Annotated in this window: 20 protein-coding genes and 1 tRNA gene; 13 read left to right on the top strand and 8 right to left on the bottom strand. The window is 62.4% G+C overall.

The features are described 5' to 3' along the window. Positions 1-314 precede the first annotated feature (314 nt). The 3 genes from NATTI_RS0104575 to NATTI_RS0104565 form a co-directional block, all read right to left on the bottom strand. Complete coding sequence (locus NATTI_RS0104575; protein ID WP_019991634.1) at positions 315-1658, bottom strand: RimK family alpha-L-glutamate ligase; 1344 nt, start codon at positions 1656-1658, stop codon at positions 315-317. A 97-nt stretch (positions 1659-1755) separates the two neighbouring features. Beyond that, entirely contained in the window at positions 1756-3225 is a 1470-nt protein-coding gene (locus NATTI_RS0104570) for a flippase (RefSeq protein ID WP_019991633.1), read from the bottom strand. A gap of 322 nt (positions 3226-3547) precedes the next feature. Beyond that, a complete protein-coding gene (locus tag NATTI_RS0104565; RefSeq protein WP_006089229.1) occupies positions 3548-4297 on the bottom strand; it encodes a GNAT family N-acetyltransferase in 750 nt (249 codons plus the stop codon). 212 nt (positions 4298-4509) lie between these two features. Here NATTI_RS0104565 and NATTI_RS0104560 point away from each other — a divergent pair, with 212 nt between their 5' ends. The 7 genes from NATTI_RS0104560 (at position 4510) to NATTI_RS0104530 (ending at position 10991) form a co-directional block, all read left to right on the top strand. Further along, positions 4510-5616, top strand: coding sequence for a succinylglutamate desuccinylase/aspartoacylase family protein (locus NATTI_RS0104560; protein WP_006089230.1), 1107 nt, complete (start codon positions 4510-4512; stop codon positions 5614-5616). Between the two features lie 224 nt (positions 5617-5840). Continuing rightward, positions 5841-6269 (top strand): succinate dehydrogenase, cytochrome b556 subunit, encoded by a 429-nt coding sequence (gene sdhC / locus NATTI_RS0104555; RefSeq protein WP_006089231.1) that lies wholly within the window; start codon positions 5841-5843, stop codon positions 6267-6269. After that, complete coding sequence (locus NATTI_RS0104550) at positions 6269-6640, top strand: succinate dehydrogenase hydrophobic membrane anchor subunit (RefSeq protein ID WP_006089232.1); 372 nt, start codon at positions 6269-6271, stop codon at positions 6638-6640. Before sdhC ends, NATTI_RS0104550 begins: the two co-directional genes overlap by 1 nt. Further along, positions 6637-7515: a succinate dehydrogenase/fumarate reductase iron-sulfur subunit gene (locus tag NATTI_RS0104545; protein WP_006089233.1), complete on the top strand. Its 879-nt coding sequence runs from the start codon at positions 6637-6639 to the stop codon at positions 7513-7515. The genes NATTI_RS0104550 and NATTI_RS0104545 overlap by 4 nt, the downstream gene beginning before the upstream one ends. Before the next feature lies 1 nt (position 7516). Further along, positions 7517-9355, top strand: coding sequence for an FAD-binding protein (locus NATTI_RS0104540; RefSeq protein WP_006089234.1), 1839 nt, complete (start codon positions 7517-7519; stop codon positions 9353-9355). 99 nt (positions 9356-9454) lie between these two features. Further along, positions 9455-9643 carry a hypothetical protein gene (locus NATTI_RS0104535; RefSeq protein ID WP_006089235.1) on the top strand — a complete coding sequence of 63 codons (189 nt, stop codon included), beginning with the start codon at positions 9455-9457 and terminating at the stop codon, positions 9641-9643. Between the two features lie 43 nt (positions 9644-9686). Further along, a complete protein-coding gene (locus NATTI_RS0104530; RefSeq protein ID WP_006089236.1) occupies positions 9687-10991 on the top strand; it encodes a 5'-deoxyadenosine deaminase in 1305 nt (434 codons plus the stop codon). Positions 10992-11036: 45 nt separating this feature from the next. Here the strand turns inward: NATTI_RS0104530 and NATTI_RS0104525 are convergent, their stop codons facing one another. Continuing rightward, positions 11037-11231, bottom strand: a complete 195-nt coding sequence (locus NATTI_RS0104525; protein WP_006089237.1) for a XapX domain-containing protein — start codon at positions 11229-11231, stop codon at positions 11037-11039. A gap of 141 nt (positions 11232-11372) precedes the next feature. Between NATTI_RS0104525 and NATTI_RS0104520 the strand changes: the two genes are divergently transcribed. Continuing rightward, positions 11373-11597: a winged helix DNA-binding protein gene (locus NATTI_RS0104520; RefSeq protein WP_006089238.1), complete on the top strand. Its 225-nt coding sequence runs from the start codon at positions 11373-11375 to the stop codon at positions 11595-11597. 260 nt (positions 11598-11857) lie between these two features. Here the strand turns inward: NATTI_RS0104520 and NATTI_RS0104515 are convergent, their stop codons facing one another. Beyond that, positions 11858-12673 carry an HD domain-containing protein gene (locus NATTI_RS0104515; RefSeq protein WP_006089239.1) on the bottom strand — a complete coding sequence of 272 codons (816 nt, stop codon included), beginning with the start codon at positions 12671-12673 and terminating at the stop codon, positions 11858-11860. A gap of 90 nt (positions 12674-12763) precedes the next feature. Then, complete coding sequence (locus NATTI_RS0104510; RefSeq protein ID WP_006089240.1) at positions 12764-13243, bottom strand: redoxin domain-containing protein; 480 nt, start codon at positions 13241-13243, stop codon at positions 12764-12766. A 317-nt stretch (positions 13244-13560) separates the two neighbouring features. Here NATTI_RS0104510 and tatA point away from each other — a divergent pair, with 317 nt between their 5' ends. After that, positions 13561-13887, top strand: a complete 327-nt coding sequence (gene tatA, locus NATTI_RS0104505) for a twin-arginine translocase TatA/TatE family subunit (RefSeq protein ID WP_006089241.1) — start codon at positions 13561-13563, stop codon at positions 13885-13887. A gap of 13 nt (positions 13888-13900) precedes the next feature. Next, positions 13901-13973: transfer RNA gene (locus NATTI_RS0104500), tRNA-Arg, on the top strand. A 291-nt stretch (positions 13974-14264) separates the two neighbouring features. On the opposite strand, the gene NATTI_RS0104495 is transcribed toward NATTI_RS0104500, so the two are convergent. Both NATTI_RS0104495 and NATTI_RS0104490 read right to left on the bottom strand, forming a co-directional pair. Then, positions 14265-15506 (bottom strand): acyl-CoA dehydrogenase family protein, encoded by a 1242-nt coding sequence (locus NATTI_RS0104495; protein ID WP_006089242.1) that lies wholly within the window; start codon positions 15504-15506, stop codon positions 14265-14267. A gap of 179 nt (positions 15507-15685) precedes the next feature. Continuing rightward, complete coding sequence (locus NATTI_RS0104490; RefSeq protein WP_006089243.1) at positions 15686-16453, bottom strand: SDR family NAD(P)-dependent oxidoreductase; 768 nt, start codon at positions 16451-16453, stop codon at positions 15686-15688. A gap of 402 nt (positions 16454-16855) precedes the next feature. Here NATTI_RS0104490 and NATTI_RS0104485 point away from each other — a divergent pair, with 402 nt between their 5' ends. From NATTI_RS0104485 to NATTI_RS0104475, 3 genes are read left to right on the top strand one after another with little or no spacing between them, the layout of a single operon-like run. Next, positions 16856-20662: an ATPase, T2SS/T4P/T4SS family gene (locus NATTI_RS0104485; RefSeq protein WP_006089244.1), complete on the top strand. Its 3807-nt coding sequence runs from the start codon at positions 16856-16858 to the stop codon at positions 20660-20662. Next, positions 20659-22731, top strand: a complete 2073-nt coding sequence (locus NATTI_RS0104480; protein ID WP_006089245.1) for a type II secretion system F family protein — start codon at positions 20659-20661, stop codon at positions 22729-22731. Before NATTI_RS0104485 ends, NATTI_RS0104480 begins: the two co-directional genes overlap by 4 nt. A gap of 1 nt (position 22732) precedes the next feature. Further along, entirely contained in the window at positions 22733-23260 is a 528-nt protein-coding gene (locus NATTI_RS0104475; RefSeq protein WP_027119056.1) for a DUF7287 family protein, read from the top strand. Positions 23261-23262 lie beyond the last annotated feature (2 nt).

Raw genomic sequence — 23262 nt, 5'->3', positions numbered from 1 at the left:
CGAGAATTAACTCTTCGCTGTAGCGCAACTCATTTTCCGTCATCATAAAATTTCCCGAACTGTCTCCGTACTATCTCTTTGCGCAACTGCTGAGGTCCATCGCTAACCGAGAACTTCAGTCGTCGGGCGCTCGCAATCGTTTTCGCCGCCGACGGTGGCTCTCTTCCGTTACTGAGTTCACGTTTTTGGCCGCCAGGTTTCGATCCATCCGAGTGGGATTCGAACAGCGAAACGCGACGTGTCGCCAGGGAGTTCGCTCGAGACGGCTGTCGTCGGTCATCGAGAGCGAAATTGGCGTTGCCCAGTCTCGCCGATTACTCCTCTTCTTCGGGGGTGTCGGGAACGTCCTTGTCGGCTCGCCGACCCACGTCGACCTGGTAGTTACCGAGGATATCCCGGCCGAGGATGACCGGGTAGTCCATGTGACTGCGGTCTTCGACGCTCGCGGTGACGGTGTGCTGGTTGCCGCCGACGCCGACGACGACGTCGACGACGGGCCGGCTCTTGGCCGTTTTGCTGCTGCCCGAGCGGATGCGCGTGATGGATTTGATCGGGCCGGCTCCGATGTCGGCCGCGAGACTGGTGTCGATACTCGTCCGCGTCGCACCGGTGTCGGACTTCGCGAGGACGGATTTCGAGCCGCTGGTTCCCGACAGGACGATCTCTTCGGTGTAGCCGATGATTGCGGATTCCGTCTCCATCGACGTCGTCTCGACGGGCTGGGCCGTCGGTCGGGAGTCGTCGAGGACGTTCGCGAGGTCGCTGACGCGGTCGTCGTCGACCTCGCCGCCGGCCTCTTCGATCGCGAGTTTGGCGATGTATGGCGCCGGACTCACGTGCGTGGCCTCGTAGAGTCCCTTGAATCCGGCGGTCGGGTTGACCTCGAGGACGAACCAGCCCTCGTCGCCTTCGACGAGGTCGACGCCGGCGTAGTCGAGGCCGATCGCGGTCGACGCTCGGCGGGCCATATCCCGCGCCTCCTCGGGGAGGTCGTCGGTCGCGTCCTCGACGTCGCCGCCGAGGGCGACGTTCGTTCGCCAGTCGTTGTCCGGCGCGTAGCGGTACATCGCGCTGATGATCTCTCCGTCGACGACGTAGACGCGAGCGTCGAAGTGGCGGTCGTCGTCGCGGTCGATGAGTTCCTGCAGGAAGGCGTATCGGTTGCCGACTTTGGCGTTGACCGGATCGTCACCGCTGACTTTCCACGTCCCGCCGCCATGGGTCCCGATCGCCGTCTTGTAGACGGCCTCCTCGCCGTACTGTTCGCGAGCGGCGTTCAACTTCTCGCTGCTCAGCGCGAGAGTGACGTCGGGCGTTCTGACGTCGTTGGCTGCGAGTGTCGTCGCCGTCGCGAGCTTGTGGATCGCCGTCAGCACCGTCGACGGCTCGTTGAGCGTCGGAACCAGCTGTGCGAAGGTGTTTGCCAGCCCGAGTTCCTCGGCGGGCTGTTCGGTGTTCGAGAGCAGCATTCGGTTCGCGATGACGTCGACGTCGGGTTCTAAGACGACGCTACCGTCGCTGACGCTGATCGACGTATTCTCGGAACGGAGCCACTCGGTCTCGTGACCGAGTCCTTCGACGGCGTTCAAAATCGCCTTCGTCTCCTTGCTCGTGTGTAGACTTAATACTCCAACTGTGACAGGATCGTCGACGGCCATACTACGGTAGATGTTGAGGTGGGGGAAAAGTATACTGTCATCGAACGATGGAAGGTGACCGATATACCCGGTTTCTGTTCGATTTTCCGAGAGTTCGTCACGTGATCGCTGCGCGAACTTCCCCCGGATCCACCAGTCCGCTCGCGACGGCGAGGACGGCCCACGTGGCCGCGCCGAGTGCGATCGCGCCGAACAGTACCGCAACGCTCGAGACCATCGGCATCACGACCAACACGGCGACGGCCATCACGCCCGTGATGGCACAGATCAACCCGATCGATCGACCGAGGCGCAACAGATTGAGATCGAGTTCCAGGTGGACGATGTAGAGGTTCACCGCGACGTAGACCGTGTGTGTGGCGACCGTCGCCGCCGCAGCGCCGACGACGCCCATCGTCGGAATGAGGACGATGTTCAGCCCGAAGTTGGCCGCGGCCGTTCCGCCCTTCGCGATCGCCCGATGGCGAGCACGACCGAGGTAGTCCAGACTGTCGCTGGTCAGGTTCGTAATCGCCTGCAACACGACGAAGCCGGCGAGGATCTGGAGGACGGGCACCGCACCCGCGTAGTTCTCGCCGATGATCATCGTGATGAACGGACCCGCGACGATCGCCAGTCCGGCGGCCGCGGGGATGTAGAGCAACATCGTATTCGTCAGCGCCGTCTCGTAGATCTGTCGGGCCTCCGCGAGCTGTCCCGAAGCCTTCTGCTCGCCGAAGTTCGGCGAGATGGTGAAGCCGAGCGCCTCCGCGGGCGAGAGCACGAAGTCGGTGATCTGCTTTGCGATCGTGTAGAACGCAACCGCGGTGGGCGTCAGGAAGACGCCGACGAGGACGGTGTCGATCTGTTTGTCGACGACGTTCGCGCTGCGCGTCGCCGTCAGCGGCACGCTGTACTCGAGGAGCCGTCGCGACAGGCCGTCCTCGTACGACTCCGCGGAGTCGTACGGCGCGTAGTACGTGTAGTAAAGCAGTGCTAACCCGACGGCGGCCGAAATCGCGTAGCCGACGATGTAGCCGAAGAACGCGCCGAGCGCACCCAGTCCCATCAGAGTGAATCCGACGGCGAAGATCAGCCGTGCGAACCCACTGAGAGCCTGTACGCCGGCACTGTAGGTGAGATTGTTGAACCCCTGGAAGGCGATCTGTGTGAAGCCGCTAAAGGAGAAGACGGCGATGTAGATCACGCCGGCCGCGAGAAACGGCGCGGCTTCGGGGTTGCCCAGCGCGGTGGCGATCTGCTCGTGAAACAGCAAGAGGAGGTAGACGACGAACGTGATCGCGATGAGCTTGATCGTGATCGTCGACCTGATCAAGTAGGGGATCTGTCCCGGATCCTTCTCGCTGTACTCCGAGATGTACCGGGCGGCGGATTTTCCGATCCCGAGGTCGGCGATCAACTGCACCATCGCCAGAATGCCGATCACCCAGTACAGCGTTCCGTATCCGTCGGTATCGAGGAGATACCGCGCCAGAACGAACATCAACAGCGCGCTCGAGAGCATGTAGACTGCTCGAGCGACTAACGTTGCTTTGAACCCGTGGACGATGTGCTCCTGTCTACTCATTCGAACTCCGTTGGACGACGTGGTGGCTTCGGCGACCGATCGGCCGGAGGACCGACGTAGTTGTTCGGTGGACTGATCCGGCAATTGTAATGCGGAGACAAACGGCGTACGGTCGCGATACTGGTCGTGAAACGTTCAGCTACAGTGCCAATCGACTGATACGCCGGCGATGCGTCGCCCGGACCGATTTCCGACTCGAGGAGTGAAGAGAAACCGCGGCCGAAACGGTAAGCCGAACGTACTTGGAACCGACTCGCGCTCGGAGTCGACACGACCGGTCTCCGGAGACGACTCTCAACCGAGCAGTCCCGTCGGTGTTGGGTTAGAGGTAGGACGCGTCCCAGCGCGTCGCTTTCCGTCGGTTGCCACAGACGTTACACTCGATTCGCCCCATCGTGTCCATCGTGTTGTCCAGCGAGTCGCAGTTGCCGCAGAACCAGGCGTAGAGCTCCTCCTGATCTTCGGTCTTGTAGGCGCCGTAGAACGGCGACTTCTCGCCGCGGGCAGCCTCGCCGTAGCTCACGTAGACGGTCTCGCCGTCGATCTCGAGTTCGTCGACGGCCCCCCAGCCCTCGTCGCCGATCTTGCCTTCGGCGTAGACGTTCTCCGTGAAGGTCTCGTCGCCGATCTCGACATCGCGTTGGCCGGCCCGTTCGAAGCCGTGGTCCTGGTAGAACTCGTTGCCCCCCTCGTTGTCCTCGAGGACGAGCGCCTGAACGTGGTCGGCACCGTTCTCCAGCAGTTTCTCGCGGGTCCGAACGAGCAGGCGGACGCCCGTCCCGCCGCCGCGGGCGTCGGGGTCGATGTGGAGCCACAGGATCCGCCCGGTGTCGTAGCGCTGGCCGATCAGGTCGTTCTGAGAGAAGCCGACAACCTCGTCGTCGCGTTCGATCACGAGGACGAGCGAGTGGTCGTCCGCGAGTTCTTCGGCGAACGACTCGCCGTACCACTGGTGGATAGCGTCGTCGACAGTTTCCTCGTCGAGGAAATCGGTGTAGGTCGACTCGAGCGAGCGGTGGGCGATCGATCGAATGGTGTCGATGTCGTCGTCGGTCGCTTCACGAATCTCCATAGCCACTAGTACCATGCCCTCGTACAAAACGTATGCCCACGAGGTCAGTTTTTCCCGGACTTCTGTCCGCGGAACGAGGGGGTTTCGGTGACATCGGATACTCGTCTGCGTGAACGGTGCGTAGTGAGTATTCGCCGACATCTGCGGACCGAACGGGGCCTCTCTCGCGGCGACAGGAGAACATTCACATTGCTTCCCGCGGAGACACTGGTATGAACGACGAGAACGACGAACCGCCCGACGACGGTTCGTCCGACCCGGCCGAGGCGTTTACGTATAACGGCGGACGGGTCGATCCCGGCGAGTCGGCCAACATCCGGTACGGCATCAGCGAGACGTACCTCGGAGACCCGGTACGAATCCCCGTAACGGTGATCAACGGCAAATATCCCGGCCCGACGGTCTGTCTCTCGGCGGCGGCCCACGGGGACGAACTCAACGGTATCGAGGTCGTCCGCGAGGTCGCCCACGACTGGGACCACTCGATGCTCCACGGTACGCTGGTCTGTCTCCCGGTGATGAACGTGCCGGGCTTTCTCGCCCAGGAACGCTACCTGCCGATCTACGACCGGGACCTGAACCGGTCGTTTCCCGGCCGCGAGGGGTCGACCAGCGCCCGGCGGATGGCCCACCGAATTTTCACGAACTTCATCGAGCCCTGCGACCTCGGAATCGACTTTCATACCTCCACGCGCGGGCGGACCAACATGCTGCACGTGCGGGCTAATATGGACAAGCCCATCGTCGAGCGTCTCGCGAAGTCGTTCAGTTCGAACGTCATCATCGCCGGCGAGGGGCCCTCCGGAACGCTCCGACGGGAGGCCACGCAAGAGGACGTTCCGACGATCACCGTGGAGATGGGCGAAGCCCACCGATTCCAACGCCGCCTGATCGATCGCGCGCTAACCGGCGTCGCGAGCGTCCTCGCCGAGTTCGGGCTCCACCGGGAGTCTTCGGTCCACTGGCCGGGGTGGCGGACCGTCATCGACGACGACAACGAGAAGACCTGGATCCGCGCGGACGCCGGCGGAATCGTCGACATGAAACGCGGTCGCGGGGAGTTCGTCCGCGAGGGCGAGGTGATCTGTGCGATCACGAACCCGTTCAAGGAGGAAGACGACATCGTCACCGTCGAGGCTCCCTTTACCGGGCTCATCGTCGGCGTCCTCGAGAACCCGGTGGTCTACCCGGGGAACCCGCTGTGCCATCTCGTCGGGCTTTCGCCGGATACTCGAACGGCACTCGAGCGCGAACGAACCAAAGCGAGTTCGCGTTCCGAACTCCGGCCGACCGGCGACGAGGAGACCGAAAACGGATAGCGCACGGAGGCGGGACCGGCGGTCGACGAGGCCCGCGACAACCGGCCCCGAGTTGACGGCGCACGTGACGACCGACGGCCACACCGCTGCTCGGGTTGCGAACCTGTTCGGGATCGGTCGCCAAATCTGGTTTGTTTCGCCCCACTCATGTTCGCGCGAAAGACAAGATAGAAGCGATAAAAGTAACTTCTATACCCCCACGGTCTAACGGTGCACATGAGCGTATGAGTCAGTCTTACAATCGCGGTCTCATCGAGGACTTCGGCCGATGGAAGGAGTTCTCGGCCGGCATGTGGGCGTGGATCTTCCACAAGTTCACCGGGTGGATGTTAATCGGCTATCTGTTCACCCACATCGCCGTGCTGAGTACAGCCGTCGGCGCAGCGAGCGGCGACGCCTCGCTGGTTGCATCGGGCGATGACATCTACACGACGACGATTCAGGGACTCGAGTCGCTGTTCATCGTCCGCGTGCTCGAGGTCGGTCTCCTCGCCGTAGCTGTGTTCCACATCCTGAACGGGCTTCGACTGCTGATGGTCGATCTCGGCGTCGGGCTGGACGCACAGGACAAGAGTTTCTACGCCTCGCTGGTGCTGACGGCAATCATCACCGTTGCGAGCGTCCCAACCTTCATGGACGGGGTGGCCCTCTAATGGCGGAACGATACTCCTCGTTCACGCCCGGCGGCACCGGATGGCTGCTCCAGCGGATCACGGCGGCGTTTCTGGTCGTCGTTCTCGCCTTCCACTTCTTCCAGCTACACTTCGTGAATCACGCGGCCGATGTCACGTTCGCGGGCACGCAGGCTCGCATGGAGAACGTCGGTTACTTCCTGACGATGGTGCTGTTCCTGATCGCCGGGACGTTCCACGGTGTCAACGGCGTCTACAACGCGCTGGTCAATCAGGGCCTGAAGGGAACGCAGAAGAAGGTCGTGCTCGCAGTGCTTGTCATCGCGAGCGTGGCACTCATCGTGCAGGGAATCATCGTTGCAATGGCTATGGCAGGGGTGGTGATCATATGAGTACTCAACAGCAGAAACCCGAACAGCCGGAGAGTCAGGAGGCACCGCAAGACCCCGAAATGAAGGGGGCCGAGTCGCCGGTCGACGAGAAAGAGAAAGAAACCGGCGAGATCGATCAAAGGACGGCCGACGACGGCGAACTCGATGGGGAGACGGTCCTCATCAAGGTCTTCCGCTACGACCCCGAGGTCGCGGACAAACAGGAACCACGCTTCGACGAGTTCCACGTCCCCTTCGAGAAGGGGATGACGGTCCTCGACGCCGTGATGTACGCGCGGGACCACTACGACTCGTCGCTGACCTTCCGACACTCCTGTCGGCAGGCCGTCTGTGGATCGGACGCCTTCTTCGTCAACGGCAAGCAGCGACTGGGCTGTAAGACGCAGATGGCCGATCTCGAGCACCCGGTTCGGATCGAGCCGCTGCCCCACCAGGAGGTCGTCAAGGACCTGGTCGTCGATATGGACCACTTCTACGACCAGATGCACACCGTCGAGCCCTACCTCCAGCAGGACGACCTCCCGACGGGCGATCTGGAGGAACAGCGCCAATCCCGAGAGAACCGCGAGAAGATCAAGATGTCCACGCGCTGTATCTGGTGTGGCGCGTGTATGTCCTCGTGTAACATCGCCGCGGGCGACAACGAGTATCTCGGTCCGGCCGCGATCAACAAGGCCTACCGCTTCGCGATGGACGACCGCGAGGACGAGGAAGTCAAAGAGCACCGACTCCGCATCATCGAGCAGGAACACGGCGTCTGGCGCTGCCAGACCCAGTTCTCCTGTACCGAGGTGTGTCCGAAAGACATCCCGCTCACCGAGCACATTCAGGAGCTCAAGCGGGAAGCGGTCAAGAAAAACCTGAAGTTCTGGTAACATGTACGAACACGACGTTATCGTGGTCGGCGCCGGCGGCGCCGGTCTCCGTGCTGCGGTCGCAGCGGACGAGGCGGGTGCGGACGTCGCACTCGTCTCGAAACTCCACCCGGTTCGCAGTCACACGGGTGCAGCGGAGGGTGGAATTAACGCCGCGCTCCGCGAGGGCGACGACTGGGAACTCCACGCCTACGACACGATGAAGGGGTCGGACTACCTGGCCGACGCGCCGGCAGTCGAGACCCTCACGCAGGACTCCCCCGAAGACACGATCACGCTCGAGCACTGGGGGATGCCGTTCTCCCGCGAGGAGGACGGCCGCGTCTCCCAGCGTCCCTTCGGCGGACTTTCGTTCCCGCGGACCACCTACGCGGGCGCGGAGACGGGTCACCACCTGCTGCACGTGATGTACGAGCAGGTCGTCAAACGCGGCATTCAGGTCTACGACGAGTGGTACGTCATGGATCTGGCGACGACCGACGAGGACGACCCCAACGAGCGCGAGTGTCACGGGGTCGTCGCCTACGACGTCCAGTCCGGGAAGGTTGAAGGGTTCAAGGCGAACGACGGCGTTATCCTCGCGACCGGCGGTCCCGGTCAGGCCTTCGATCACACCACGAACGCCGTCTCCTGTACCGGCGACGGCCACGCGATGGCCTATCGCGCGGGCGCGCCGCTCGAGGACATGGAGTTCATCCAGTTCCACCCGACCTCCCTCCCCTCGACGGGTGTCCTCATCAGTGAGGGTGTCCGCGGTGAAGGCGGGATCCTCTACAACAACGATGGCGAGCGGTTCATGTTCGAGCACGGCTACGCGAACAACGATGGCGAACTCGCCTCCCGCGACGTCGTCGCGCGAGCCGAACTGACCGAAGTCCAGGAGGGTCGCGGCGTCAACGACGAGTACGTCCACCTCGACATGCGCCACCTCGGCGAGGAGCGCATTCTGGACCGCCTCGAGAACATCCTCCACCTCGCGGAGGACTTCGAGGGCGTCGACGGCCTCATCGAACCGATGCCGGTCAAACCCGGCCAGCACTACGCGATGGGCGGCATCGAGGTCGACGAGAACGGACAGACCTGTATCAACGGTCTCTACGCGGCCGGCGAATGTGCCTGCGTCTCCGTCCACGGCGGCAACCGACTCGGCGGCAACGCCCTGCCGGAACTGATCGTCTTCGGCAAGCGCGCCGGACGCCACGCCGCTGGCGACGACCTCGGCGAGCCCCAGATCCGGACCGGCTACGGTGACGACGTCGAGGACGAAACCGAAACCGAACTGCCCGTCCAGCCCGGTAGCGCCGGTCTCGACAGCAGCGGCGGCGTCGCTGCGGACGGCGGAATGACGGCTGACGCCGAGGGCATCCTCGAGCGCCAGGTCGAAAGCGCCCGCGAGCACGTCGACTACCTGATGGAGAAGGATACCGGCGTCCAACACGCCGAGATCCGACAGAAGCTCCAGAACGCGATGACGGACTACGTGAACGTCTTCCGGACCGAGGAGGGCGTCAAGAAAGCCCTGCGACTCATTCGCGAGTGCCGCGAGGAGTATCAGGACGTCTACGTCGACGATCCCTCGCGAACGTTCAACACTGACCTCCAGCAGACCATCGAGACGCGCAACCTGATCGACGTCGCCGAGACCATCGCGCTCGGCGCGCTCGTGCGCAACGAGTTCCGCGGTGCCCACTGGCGCCAGGAGAACCAGATCCGCGACGACGAAAACTGGCTCAAGCACACGCTCATCTCCTGGGAAGAGGGCGAGCCGAAGATCTTTTACCGCCCGGTCATCCTCGAGGGCGAGGACAAGACCTACGAGCCGAAAGACCGCAGCTACTGACGGCTCACTGCGGACCGTTTTCCGATGGCCGGCTCCCGTCGACTACGTTCTCGACCGACACCAGCAAGGCTAAATGTCCAGTCCAGTTTCCCTCACGTAATGGGTATCGAGCGATTCGTCCGGCTGAATCTCGTTCTCGTTCCGGTGCTCGCGGTCACGTTCTACCTCTTCGCCGACTACCTGCCGTTGATTCTCCTGCCGCTCGGCGTCGGCTACCTCACGTTCGCCGTGCTCATCTCGCTCGCGTGGGGACTCTCGCAGCTGTCGATGTCGCTTAGATCGTCCTGAGATCCACAGAGATAAGGGCCGCCGCCGGCTATCGAGTCTCGATATGTTGTTGTCGGGAACCGTCGTCGTTGACGCTGAAACCGTAATTCACGACGGGGCGGTCGTCGTCGAGGACGACCGCATCGTCGCCGTCGGCGATCGGTCGACCTGTCTCGAGCAGTATCCGGACCACGAGCGGGATTCGTACGACATCCTCGCGCCGGGAACCGTCGGCGCGCACGTCCACTCGGTCCAGAGTCTCGGCCGCGGCATCGCCGACGACACCGAACTCCTCGACTGGCTCTTCGAGTACGTCCTCCCGATGGAGGCGTCGCTGTCGCCGGAGGCAATGGGCGCCGCGGCCGAACTCGGCTACCTCGAGATGATCGAGAGCGGGACGACGGGCTGTGTCGATCACCTCTCGGTCGCCCACGCGGAGGAGGCCTTCGAGGCCGCTCGAGAACTGGGGATTCGCGGTCGACTCGGGAAGGTGATGATGGACAAGGAAGCGCCGCCGGGGCTGTTAGAGGACACCGACGAGGCCCTCACGGAGAGCGAACGGCTGATTCAGCAGTATCACGGGATCGAGGACGGCCGCATTCAGTACGCCGTGACACCGCGGTTCGCCGTGAGCTGTACGGAGGAGTGTCTCCGCGGCAGTCGAGAGCTCGCGGACGCCTACGACGGCGTGCGGATTCACACGCACGCAAGCGAGAACCGCGGTGAGATCCAGTCGGTGGAGGACGAGACCGGCCGGCGGAACATCCACTGGCTCGACGAGGTCGGGCTGACCGGCGAGGATGTCGTGCTCGCCCACTGCGTCTGGACGGACGAATCGGAGCGCGAACTGCTCGCGGAGACGGGAACGCACGTCACTTACTGCCCGTCCTCGAACATGAAACTCGCAAGCGGCGTGGCGCCGGTGCTCGACTATCTGGACCGGGGAATCAACGTGGGACTGGGCAACGACGGCCCGCCGTGTAACAACACGCTCGATCCGTTCACGGAAATGCGTCAGGCCAGTCTGCTCCAGAAGGTCGATCGGCTCGAGCCCCAGGCCCTTCCCGCACAGACGGTGTTCGAGATGGCGACGATCAACGGGGCCCGCGCGGCGGGGTTCGATCGAGTCGGGGCGCTTCGTGAGGGGTGGAAGGCCGATATCGTCGGCCTCGAGACCGATATCACCCGCGCCACGCCGATTCACGACGTGCTTTCGCACCTGGTGTTCGCCGCTCACGGCGACGACGTGCAGTTTACGATGGTCGACGGCGACGTCCTGATGCGAGATGGCGACGTGCTCGTCGTGGACGCCGCGGCGATCAGAGCGCGGGCTCGCGAGTTCGCTGCGGACCTCGATGCTGCGCCCTGATACCACACATCACAACCCGTTCGACAACCGACGTGACGGTTCTCGTCAAAAACCGACCGACTCGAGGACGTCGACGCTGACGCCTAGATGCTGGACGAGTTTGTAGCCGAGATAGATACCGACGATTCCCATGAGTCCCGGGAGCTCCGGCGGTGCCGGAATTGGGACGTCGAAAAGCGCGAAGAACGCACCGGTGAGCGTCCCGGTTAGCAGTCCCAAGAGGATGAGTTGGAGATTCATGAGCGGTGAGGAGACGGTCGATACCAAAAAGCGCTCTGACTCGCCCCCGCCGCTTCGCTTCCGGTTTGACGTTTTCAGCCGCTCGATGTTCGACAGATGACGATACTCAGTTTTAATATCGTCGAAAATAGACGCTGGCGTATGCACGCAGACGGACAACTCAAGTCGACGATACCGGTCCCAGACGATCTCGAGTCACCGCGGGCGAAACTGGTCTATCTGTACGTTGTGACGACCGACGGCGCGACGATCGAGCGTCTCTGTGACGATCTCAACGTCAAGAAGGGCACCGTGCTCTCGATCACCGGCACGCTTCGTGAGCGAGGGTACCTCGAGCGGACGGATTCCGGGTTCGAGATCGTCTGAGTCCAATTTTGAACGACGACCCCGTTCGTTATCCGATTTCGACGGCCGAGAGCGGAAGCACCGCGATCTGCGGCGCTTCCGCGATCCGGGGGAGGGCTGGCGATCCAACGACAGTCACCGCGAGTGAGCCCGTAGGGCGAACGAGCGGGCCGACGACCGATGTGGAGTGACGCTGAGCGTCACGAAACGGAGGGAGGAGTGCTTTTCATCGAAGTTTTACCGAGGTGCGCCGAAGGCGCACCGCAGAGTAAAAGTTCGTTTTATAGCTCGATCCGTTCGACCAACTGCTCGCGGTTCTCGTTCGTGTTGACCGCGACGATCCGGATCTGATCCTCGAGGCCGGAGCCCTGAAGCTTCGCTTTGAGCAGGTTGTCGACCTGGTAGACGCCGGCGGCGTTGGTCATGGCAATCTCGACCATGACGGGGCTGCTGTCGCCTTCCTGCAGGGTGACGTGGCTGATCGCCTGACTCGAGAGCGTGTTGATGCCCCGGCCACCGTGTTCGTAGGGGATCCGCGAGCGCCCGCGTTCCATGTCCAGGGCGTCCGCGACGCGGATCACGCCGGCCTCGGTCGTCAGCGGCGTCTCGGTCCGGTGGTGACAGAGGATCGCGTGGAGCACCTCGCCTTTCATCCGGACGGTTTCGGCTACGCCGTAGAACTCGGGGAGAACGCGCTCGAGGACGTCCGCCGCGAGAGGAATCGAGTAGTAAGCGTGCTCGTCGCGGTGGACGACGTGGCCGATATCGTGGAGCGTCGCCGCGAGCGCGATGATCACCGACTCGTCTTCCTCCTCGAGTCCCTGCTGGCGCGCGCCGTTGAAATCGACGTTCCCAGCTTTGAGGAGATCGTAGAGACACAGTGCGCGGTTACGGACGATCTCGATGTGTTTCGCGCCGTGGTCGTTGTACTGCATCCGGTCGACCGCGTTGACGTTCTGGGCCTCGAGATAGGTCTGAATCTCCTCGTCCTCGAGCACGAACTCGAGGACGCGGTTCAGTTTGGTGTCGGGGAAGTGATGGTCGGCATCAGGACGGTAGACGCGACGCCCGGCGTCGTCGCCTGCAGAATCGCTCATACGCGAACGTCGGCTGCCGACTAAAAAAGCCCTGCGACGAGGGAGTTCGATGATCGATAGGGTGCCTTCGGATACGATCGACCGATCCGCTCAGGCTGCGTTTTCGACGGCGGCCTCGACCTCGTCGTAGTCGGGTTCGACGCCGGGGTCGTCGCTGACCCACGCGTAGGTGATCTCGCCGTCGGCGTCGATGACGAACACCGAGCGCTTGGCGACGCCGTAGACGCCGAGGTCCGCGAAGTCCATCGCGATGCCGTAGTCGTCGATGACTTCCTTGTTGTAGTCGCTAATGAGACCGAACTCGAGGTCGTTCTGGTCGCGGAACTCGTTGAGCGTAAACGGCGAGTCGCGGCTGACGCCGTAGACGCTGGCGTCGAGGTCGTTGAAGTTCGCGAGACGGTCCTGGAACGCACACATCTCGGTCGTACAGACGCTGGTGAACGCGCCGGGGAAGAAGGCGAGAACGATCGGGGCCTCGTCCGCGAGGCGATCCGAGAGGGTAAACGAGTCGACGTCGCCGTTCGCGAGCGGTGCAGTGAAGTCGGGTGCTGCGTCTCCGGTTTCTGGCATCACCCGTTGTTTGACGGTAACTCGGAAAGACAGTTTCGTTCGCGGAACGGATCACTGGTGACCGCGGGCGCGAATTTTGGCGCGATCGTTCGCCCTCGAGCCGACCGAACCTGTCGCTTTACGGCCGATACTGCAGTGTGTCGCTCCGTTTGGCGACCGGCCGACGCGTTGGGTCAGTTCGAAAACCGAAACTATATTACGGCCCCAGGATCCTACAATTAGCTCGAAAACCGCTCTCAAACGGACTTTCGCCGATACTTGTTTTTCTAAGTGGTCCAAAAAGGTTATAATTGCCAGCGGACTAGCCACGCATAGAGATGGTAGTCGAAATCGCACCGCTGTTTGCCCCTATTCCAGGGGGTCCGGAACTACTGATCATCCTTTTCATCGCCATTCTGCTCTTCGGGGCGAACAAGATCCCGAAGCTGGCCCGGTCGACCGGAGAGGCCATGGGCGAGTTCCAGAAGGGTCGTGAAAAAGTTGAAACAGAACTCGAGGAGATGCGCGAAGCAGGGTTCGAGGAGGGTGAAGAAGAAGAGTTCGCCGCCGCCAAGGCCGAAGGTGAACTCGACACCGACTCCGACGACGACTTCGTCGACACGGAGCCGGTTACCGAGGAAGAGACCGAAACGGAATCGAACTAACGCTTTTCTGACGGGGCGTGTGGCCTAGCGGAGAGGGCAGGAGGTTCCTAACCTTCTGATCGCGGGTTCGAATCCCGTCACGCCCGTGCAGCGAGACGACGAGTGAAACGAGTCGTCGAGCGAACCGGCACGACGGGATTCGAATCAGGGAGTGGAGCGAAGCGGAACGACCGTGGTTCGAATCCCACACGCCCGTCTGCTCCTCACGTCCTCCGCCACACCAGCTTTCCTGCGAACGGTGGCTCGGCCCTCTCACCCTCGAGACTGGCCATCAGGAAGGTACTCGAGTCGGCAGCCCATCGATCGACTCGAGCGACGCGTCTTAAAACAGGATCGATGAAGGAAACGGCAACAGTCCGCCGGTCGTGAGCCGCGAGTCAGTGGCCGCCGGCGCTCTGCGTGTTCGGCTCGCCGAAGCGGGTCAGGGGCTCGAGTTCCTCGTCGTGCGTGTCTTCGAACGCGTCGCGCGCGATGACGCGCCGGTGGACTTCGTCGGCGCCGTCGACGATTCGGAACTTGCGGACGGCTTCGTAGAAGTCGGCGAGCGGGAGATCCTTCCCGATACCGTTGGCACCACAGCACTGGACCGCGAGATCGATCGCCTCCTGCGTGACGTTCGCGGTGAAGACCTTGCACATCGAGACGGGGATGCGTGCGTCCTCGCCCGCATCGATCCGGTCGGCCGCATCACGGATCGCTGTCCGAGCCACGTGCAGTCGAGTTTCGGCGTCGGCGATCCGGTAGCGCAGCGACTGCTTGTCCGAGAGCGTCGACCCAAAGCCCTCGCGCTCGCTGGTGTAGGCTTTCGCGATCTCGAGGGAGCGCTGGGCCATTCCCGAAAAGCGCATACAGTGGGTGAGCCGGGCGGGGCCGAGTCGTTCCTGAGCGTGAGTAAACCCCTGATTCAGTTCGCCGAGCAGGTGTTCCTCGGGCACGCGGACGTCTTCGTAGAGAATCTCGGCGTGGGAGGCACCGCGGGGCCCGCCGCCCATGTGGGGAACGTCACGAACGACGTCGACACCGTCGGCATCGGCCGGGACGAGAAAGAGCGAACAGCCCTCGTAGGGGTGGGCGTCGGGATCGGTTCGTGCGAGGACGATCAGGACATCGGCCTCGACGCCGTTGGAGGTCCACCACTTGTGGCCGTTGATGACCCACTCGTCGCCGATTTTTTCGGCGGTCGTCTGGATCATCTTCGGGTCCGAGCCGGCCCCCTGCAGCGGTTCGGTCATCGAGAAGCCGGACGCGATCTCTCCCTGCACGAGGGGCTCGAGGTAGGTCTCCTTCTGAATCTCGTCGCCCACGAGTTCCAGCAGGTGCATGTTGCCCTCATCGGGGGCGTCGACGCGCATCGCGGCGGCGCCAAGCAGGCTGCGACCAGCCTCCTCGAAGACGGGCAGCGCGTCGCGAAAGCTCATCCCCATTCCGCCGTACTTTTCGGGGATCTGGGGTGCGTAGACGCCGTACTCGCGGGCCGATTCGCGGAGGTCCGCGACGGTGCCACTCGAGACGGCCATCCCGCCCGGTCGGTCGCGCTCGAGCGGGAGAACGACCTCTTCCATCAGTTCGTGGGCGCGGCTGGCGAGCTCTTGTGCTTGCTCCGAGTCGGAGTACTGCATACAGGTCCTTCGCGCGGCCGTACGATAGGTGTGGGAGAGAATTCCCGTGCGTGTGGAACCTTCCCAAATACATTTACGATGCTTCACTGGCACCGGGTGAATGGATACACTGGTTGTGGAAACTGATACCCAGGCTACTGGTGGAAGGGAAATTGCAGCTCGGCGGGCTGGTCCGCAGACTACCGCGACGTCCAGCCGCCGTCGACCGCGAGACAGCCCCCCGTCACGTAGCTCGCGGCGTCGCTGGCGAGGAAGACGACCGGGCCGGCGATCTCGTCGGGTTCGGCGAATCGGTCCAGCGGCGTTCGATCGATGATCGACTGTCTGAGACGGTCGTTTGACTCGAGGTCCTCGGTCAGCTCCGTCGAGACGTAGCCCGGCGCGACGGCGTTGACCCGGACCTCGGGTGCCCAGTCGAGAGAGAGACTCTTCGTGAGACCGACGAGGCCGTGTTTCGACGCGACGTAGGGATGTTGTCGGGGGAGACCGACGAGACCGCCGACGCTCGCGACGTTGATCACCGATCCGCCGTCGCTTTCGTGGAGGTGGTCGGCCGCCGCGGCCGTCACTTCGTAGGCGCCGTTGAGGTTGACGTCGAGGACGCGGTCGAGGCTCTCAGTGGCGACGTCCTCGGGCCGGCCGAGCGCGTCGTCGGGGTTGAAGCCGGCGTTGTTGACGACGACGTCGACGCCGCCGAACGCGTCGTCGGCCCGCTCGATCACGTCGGTGACGGCGTCCGAATCCGTGACATCGGCGGGGACGGCCATCGCATCGCCGCCGTTTGCCTCGATCTCGTCCGCGACGCCTTCGATTTCGTCGGCCGAGCGCGCCGACGGCACCACCGCGGCGCCGGCGTCCGCGAGTCCAAGCGCAATCGCCCGGCCGATGCCGCGTCCACCGCCGGTAACGATCGCGACCCGCCCCTCGAGGCTGAACTGCTCGGTCATCGTGTGCTCACCCGTTCAGGCGACGGGTCCGTTTCGTCCCGCAGGGTGGACGCGCTTCGACGGTGTTCCTCGGCTGTTCGAGCCGGTTGCTGCGTTGTGTTCATCGGTCGATCGATACTGGTGCCGGCCGCATATGTGTTCTCCCCGGCCGCACCCGTTCACCCAGTCGGGGGCGAATCGATCGTGCGCTCGAGTCGACTCGATCGATAATTTCGTCCAACATTATAAATAGTATCGTCAGAGAAGTAGGGGTAATCAACCGGAGTGATCGTACTGTGTCTACAGTAATGGCAACAAACATACACGTGGCGATACAACGGGCACACAGCCCTGTGCGCGGAGTTATCAGAAGTGGTAATGTGTGGATGAATTTTTTGAAGGGTAAGCGTTTGGGTGACGACAATGGCTATTGACGAGGCCGACCAGTCGGATGCCGGGGACTTTTCTGATGAGGGGGCATCCGACCCTGGGTCGGCGGACAACCGGTCTCACGCGTCGAGTGCGGACTCGGATTCGAGTCCCGGCGCTCGCGTCGGCGAATACACGTGGGAAGAGTTCATGGATGAGCACGGGTACGGCGACGAGATTTCGACGCTGTATCCCGACGAACCCACGGGTGATGATCAACTCGGGCTCGAGACCGACGAATCGGCAGGACAGACTGTTCCGAGCGGGGACGACTGGGAACAGGTCGAGTTCGATCCGGCGGCCTATCTCGGCTTTCAACCGGACGATCTACGATCGAAGCTACTGCCAGTCGCCGGCGACAACGCCGACGTACTTCAGGAGACCTTTCTCGACTATGTCGATCCGGAGACGACGCCAGTCACCAAAGACGTCTGGACGTGGGAACATCACAAGTGGGAGTACTACTACGAGGAGGATGGCTCCCGGCCGCGCGATGGTGACGGCGAAATCGTTCGCCACGATAAAGAGGATGATCTCGGATTCGATCCAGACACCTTAGAGCAGCGACTCTTCGCCGGTGACGAAGTCGCGATGGAACTGGACGAACTCGTCGAGGAGCGGACCGTCAATATTCAGGACGATATCGAGGAAGACGAGTTCTTCTCGACGGCCGACGGCAACACCACCGTCTCGAACCGCTACGACCTCGAGAAGGCGGTCCCGATGGACAAGAAGACCCACTTCCGTGAGGTCGAGCGCTACTGGGTGAACAAACCCTACGCGTACGTGATCATCTTCCATTCGGAGAAAGAAAACGAAAAGAAGTACTACATGATCGAGCCGTACCTGAACGAAATCGAGATCGAACTCCAGGAGTTCCTCTCGGGTAAACTCAGGACGGCGATCAAGTACTCCGACGACGGAATCAAGGAGAAAGCGACTGAGGACGGCCGGCGGGTCGTCATCGAAGACGAAACACGGCGCCTGCTGAAACGGTACGACCTCTTCGAGAAGACCTCCGGGAGCACACAGGAGGGCATCCTCGAGACGCTTCAGAACTTGCTCGACAGCGACGAGGAAGATGAGGAAGCGTCGGGACCGACACAGCTCGAGGGGATCGAGGTTCGACCGGAGCCGGCGATTCTCGCGGACGACCCGGATACCTTAAACGAGTACCAGGTCGAGAAGCTGCTCTACCAGCTCAAACGGAACTTCATCGGCTACGAGCGCATTGACGGGATCAAACACGACATCAACGTGGAGGACATCTCCGTCGACGGCTACAACTCGCCGGTCTTCGTCTACCACTCGGAGTACGAGCAGATCATCTCGAACATCTACCACGGCGAGGACGAACTCGACGACTTCGTCGTCAAACTCGCCCAGCGCTCGGGTAAGGGGATTAGTAAACGGCTCCCGCAGGTCGACGCGACGTTGCCCGACGGCTCGCGTGCGCAGTTGACGCTGGGAAAGGAGGTGTCCGACCACGGGACCAACTACACCATCCGTCAGTTCAAGGACGTCCCCTTTACTCCGATCGACCTCATCAACTGGAACACCTTTAGCTTAGACGAGATGGCCTTCCTCTGGCTCTGCATCGAGAACCATAAGAGCCTGATCTTCGCTGGCGGTACCGCATCCGGGAAGACGACCTCGCTGAACGCCGTCTCGCTGTTCATCCCGAGTAGCGCGAAGATCGTCTCCATCGAGGACACCCGCGAGGTCGAGCTTCCGCAGCGAAACTGGATCGCGAGCGTCACTCGACCCTCGTTCTCGGACGACGAGCAGGGTGACGTCGACGAGTTCGACCTGCTCGAGGCCGCACTGCGTCAGCGGCCCGACTACATCGTGATGGGTGAGATTCGTGGTGAGGAGGGTCGGACGCTCTTTCAGGTCATGTCGACCGGTCACACCACCTACACGACGTTCCACGCCGACTCCGTGGACGAAGTCCTCAAGCGCTTCACGACGGACCCGATCAACGTCTCGAAGACGATGTTCACCGCGCTGGATCTGGTCTCGATCCAGACCCAGACCCGCGTGCAGGGCCGGAAGGTTCGGCGAAACAAATCCCTCACGGAGATTAACCACTACGAGGCCGAACACGACGAAATTAACGTACAGGACGTCTACCAGTGGCAGGCCGAGACCGACGAGTACCTCAAGATGGGGGACTCGAACACTTTAGAGGAGATCCAGTTCGACCGCGGCTGGAGCAACGAGAAACTCGAAGAAGAGTTGTTCAAACGAGAGGTCATCCTCGCCTACCTCATCAAGAACGGGTTGAACACGTACGCCGAGGTCGCGGCGACCGCCCAGGCCTTTATCAACGACCCGGACACGATCCTGACGCTCATCGCGAACGGCCAACTCGAGGACAGTCTCGAGGACCTCCGGGAGATGGAGAGCGTCCTGATCGACGTCGACCCCGAAAAAGAAGAGCTCGTCCCCCGCCCGGACGCGAGCGACGAGACGTACAACCTCTCGATGGACATTCTCGAGCGAGCCGAGGAGTCGCTGTTCGAGGAGTACCGTGGCAAGGTGCCGAGCGGACTCGCGAGCTCGCTCGGCGAGGTCGAGGAGGCAGACCCGATCGAGGTCGACCGCGCCGACGCCGACGAGTTCGAGTTCGCCGGCGAGGTCGACGAGACCATCGAGGACGACGAGTGGGAACTCGGCGACGGCTCGAGCGGGTTCGGGGCCGGCTCGCAGGAGGGAGACGCCGAACCGGCGTGGCTCAGTGACGACACCGGCTTCGATATCGGGTCGGACGACGGAAGCGCGAGTGCCACCGGCGGGACGGCTGCCGAAGCAACGGCCGCCGATTCCGCCGTTGGTTCGTCCGCGAGTGGCGCCGATCGGCGTGCGGAAACGGGTGGCCTCGACACGGCTAGCCAAGAGCCGGCCGAAACCGAATCGCCACCCGCTGCGACGACCAGTTCGGAGACCGAATCGGCGTCGGCCGTCTCACAGTCGGACGACGACACCACAGTCCTCCCCACCGACGACCCCGAAGACGGTGATATGGGCGGATTGTTCGACGACATGGGCGAGACGATCGATCGACTCGACGCCGGTGAGACGACGTCTCCGGCGGACGGATCCGTGTCGGAGGCGACTCCCGATACCTCCGACTTCGACTCGATGTTTCCCGGGGACGACCTCGAGTCGATCTTCGATCCCGACGCGTCCGACGAAGCGGCAGGCGACTTCAGCGACCAGATCGAGGCCACTGACGACGCAACGGCGGCGGAAACCGACGACTCGGCGCCGGAGATGACCGACGATTCGGATGACGCCGAGAGTGTCGAGGCGCCGACGATCGAACTGGACGTGCCGTCGGCGGACGAGACGGCAGAGAACGAACTCGAGGACTCGAACGAACCCGACACGGCACGAGCTGTTGACGACAGCCGCAGTGATGAGCAGGCGACGGACGAGCGCGGAGCCACGGTTGACAGCGATCAGAACGTGGAGCCGTCGGTAGATGACCACCCCTCCGAGTCGCTGGACGACGAATCTCGCGATGCACCCGACGAACCAGCGGCGGAATCGTCCGGCGAACCGGACGGAGAGCACGTCGACCAGTCGGAATCGATATTCGAAAACGACGCCGATCCCATCTTCGCCGACGACGATGACGACGTGCCGGACGGCGACGACGGATCGCTGTTCGGCGACGCCGGGCAAACTGAGACGGACGATTCGATCTTCAAGCAACCCGACGACACTGAACGGGACGAAAACGACGACGGCGATGACGGATCGCTGTTCGACGATAGCGAGGAGACGGATTCATGAGCTTACAAACCGGCGGCGGGGGCTCCGGTGGCGTGTCGGGTAGCTCCGACGTCCTGGGCGATACGTTCTATCCCCTGTACGACCGGCTGTTCAGCGAGGACAGCGAGTTCGTCACTGACGTCGAGACGAAACTCGCCCAGGCTCGGATGACTGATACGGTCGAACTGTATCTCTCTCGAGCGCTCGGGATCGGCTTCATCAGCGGATTGGCACTGTGGCTACTCGGACTCCTCCTCGGATACACCCTCTTTGCGACCGGTCTCATTCAGGTCGACACTATCCTCGGGTTCCCGGTCAGCAGCGAACTGGCCCTCGAAATCATCGAACTGCTTCGGGTGCCGGCGCTCGTCTTCGTCACCGGACTCATCTTCGGCTCGATCGGTTTCGCCCTCGGTTTTGGCTCGCTAGTCGCGATTCCGTACTCCCGCGCATCCGCCCGCAAGCGCGAGATCAACATGCTGATGACTGACTCGGTCTCGTTCATGTACGCGCTGTCGGTCGGCGGCCTCAATCAGCTCGAGATTATCGAGGCGATGGCGGAGGCCGACGACACCTACGGTGAAGTCGCAAAGGAGTTCCAGAGCATCGTCAAGGAGACCGAGTACTTCGATGTCGACTACCGAACCGCGATCCGAACACAGGCACTCGAGACGCCGAGCGACGAACTTTCTCAGTTCCTGACGGACATGCTCTCGATTGTCAACAGCGGCGGTGACATGGAGAACTTCCTCGAGGACAAAAAGGAAAAGCACATGCGAACCGCCAAGCAGGAACAGGAGCTCACGCTCGAGACGCTCGAACTGTTCGGCGAGATGTACATGACCCTGTCGCTGTTCCCGCTGCTCTTGATCATCATCATGGTCGTCATGCAGATGATTCCGGACGCGGAGGTCTCGAACCAGATGCTGTATATGACCGTCTACGGCCTGATTCCGCTGACCGGAATCGGGTTTCTGGTGCTGGTTTCGACGGTCAAACACGACGAGCCGGGCGACGGCTACCTCTCGATGGGCGGTGAGGATCGCCGCATCGAAACCCCGCGCGATCAGGGGCTGCTCAACCTCGGGCTCGTCGAGCAGTTCACGGGCGAACACAGCGTCTTCGACCGCATCAAGAACCGCGAGGGGACCTACGAGACGATGGAAGTCCTTCAGAAGCCACACATCTTCTTCCGGGACAACCCCCTGTTCACGCTCGCGTTGACGCTGCCGGCGTCGCTCGTGATCATCGCGACCGCCATGATGAACGGCTCGGCACCGCTCTCGTGGGAGCAACTCCTCGACAACCCCATCTGGGGGACGTTCCTCTACATCTACGTCCCGCTGTACGTCATCGCGATTCCGCTTGCGGTCTTCCGCGAGTGGAACGTTCGCCACCGAAACGCCGTCGTCAGTCAGCTGTCCGAGGACCTGCGCAAACTCTCGAGTTCGAACGACACCGGGCTGACCTTGCTCGAGTCGCTCAAGGCCGTCTCGGACACGACGAGCGGCAAACTGGCTCGCGAGTTCGAGATGATGCACACGAAGGTCAACTACGGGACGAGCCTGAAGGACGCGCTTCTCGAGTTCAACAACAAGTACCACATCCCCCGACTCGCCCGGACGACTCGTCTGATCACCGAAGCCCAAGAGGCGTCGAACCAGATTTCGGACGTGCTCCGAACGGCCGCACGCGCCAGCGAGAATCACGACGATATCGAACGGGAACGGAAGTCCCGAACCCGGATGCAGGTCGTGATTATCATCATGACGTTCCTGACCGTCCTCGCCGTGATCGCGATCCTCAAGACGCAGTTCATCGATACGATGGCGGGACTGGAAGCCGGTAGTGGGGATGCTGACGCCGCAGATGCCGGTGGTGCTGGCGGTGGAGAACTCGCGGATGCTGACCTGAGCGAGAACATTCAGGTCGATATGCTGGCGGTGTTGTTCTTCCACGCCGTCACGATGCAGGCGATCATTTCCGGGTTCATCTGCGGCTACATCCGGGACGCCGACATCTTGAGCGGCCTGAAGTACTCCGTTGGACTGGCGACGATCGCCCTCGTCGGCTGGACACTGGTGGCCTAAGATGACTCGAGATCGACGACCCACTCGGACACGAACTCGAGATCCCCGGCCACGGACGGTGTCGCTCTCGCTGCGTGACCGCGGGCAGACCACGCAGGATTTCATCGTCGGGATCGGCGTGTTCATCCTCGCCGTCGCGTTCGTGTTCTCGTTTCTCCCGACGATGCTGACGCCGTTCGATTCGTCGACGAGTGGTGGGCAGACGGCACAGGCCGATCGGGTTGCGGATCGGGTCGTACACAACCTTTCGGTATCCGAGACACCGAACGAAATAAGCTGGAATGATGCCGACGGCCTCGAAGACGATCAAGTCGAACGACTCGGTCTCAGGACGAATCAGGACAATGACTCCATCGAACGGGTGAACGTGAGTTTGCAATCGCTTAACGGGAGTACGACGATTGAGGGCTTCGGGTTCGGACCTGAGTACGACGACCAGTCGGCGGCCAGTTCGGCTCGGATCGTGACGGTTGAGGACGGCCCTGACAAGTGCGAGCCAGCGTGTCGACTCGTCGTACGGATCTGGTGATA

The organism is Natronorubrum tibetense GA33 (assembly GCF_000383975.1).
In the GTDB taxonomy this organism is placed as follows: domain Archaea; phylum Halobacteriota; class Halobacteria; order Halobacteriales; family Natrialbaceae; genus Natronorubrum; species Natronorubrum tibetense.
This window is presented reverse-complemented; position numbering and strand designations above follow the sequence as displayed.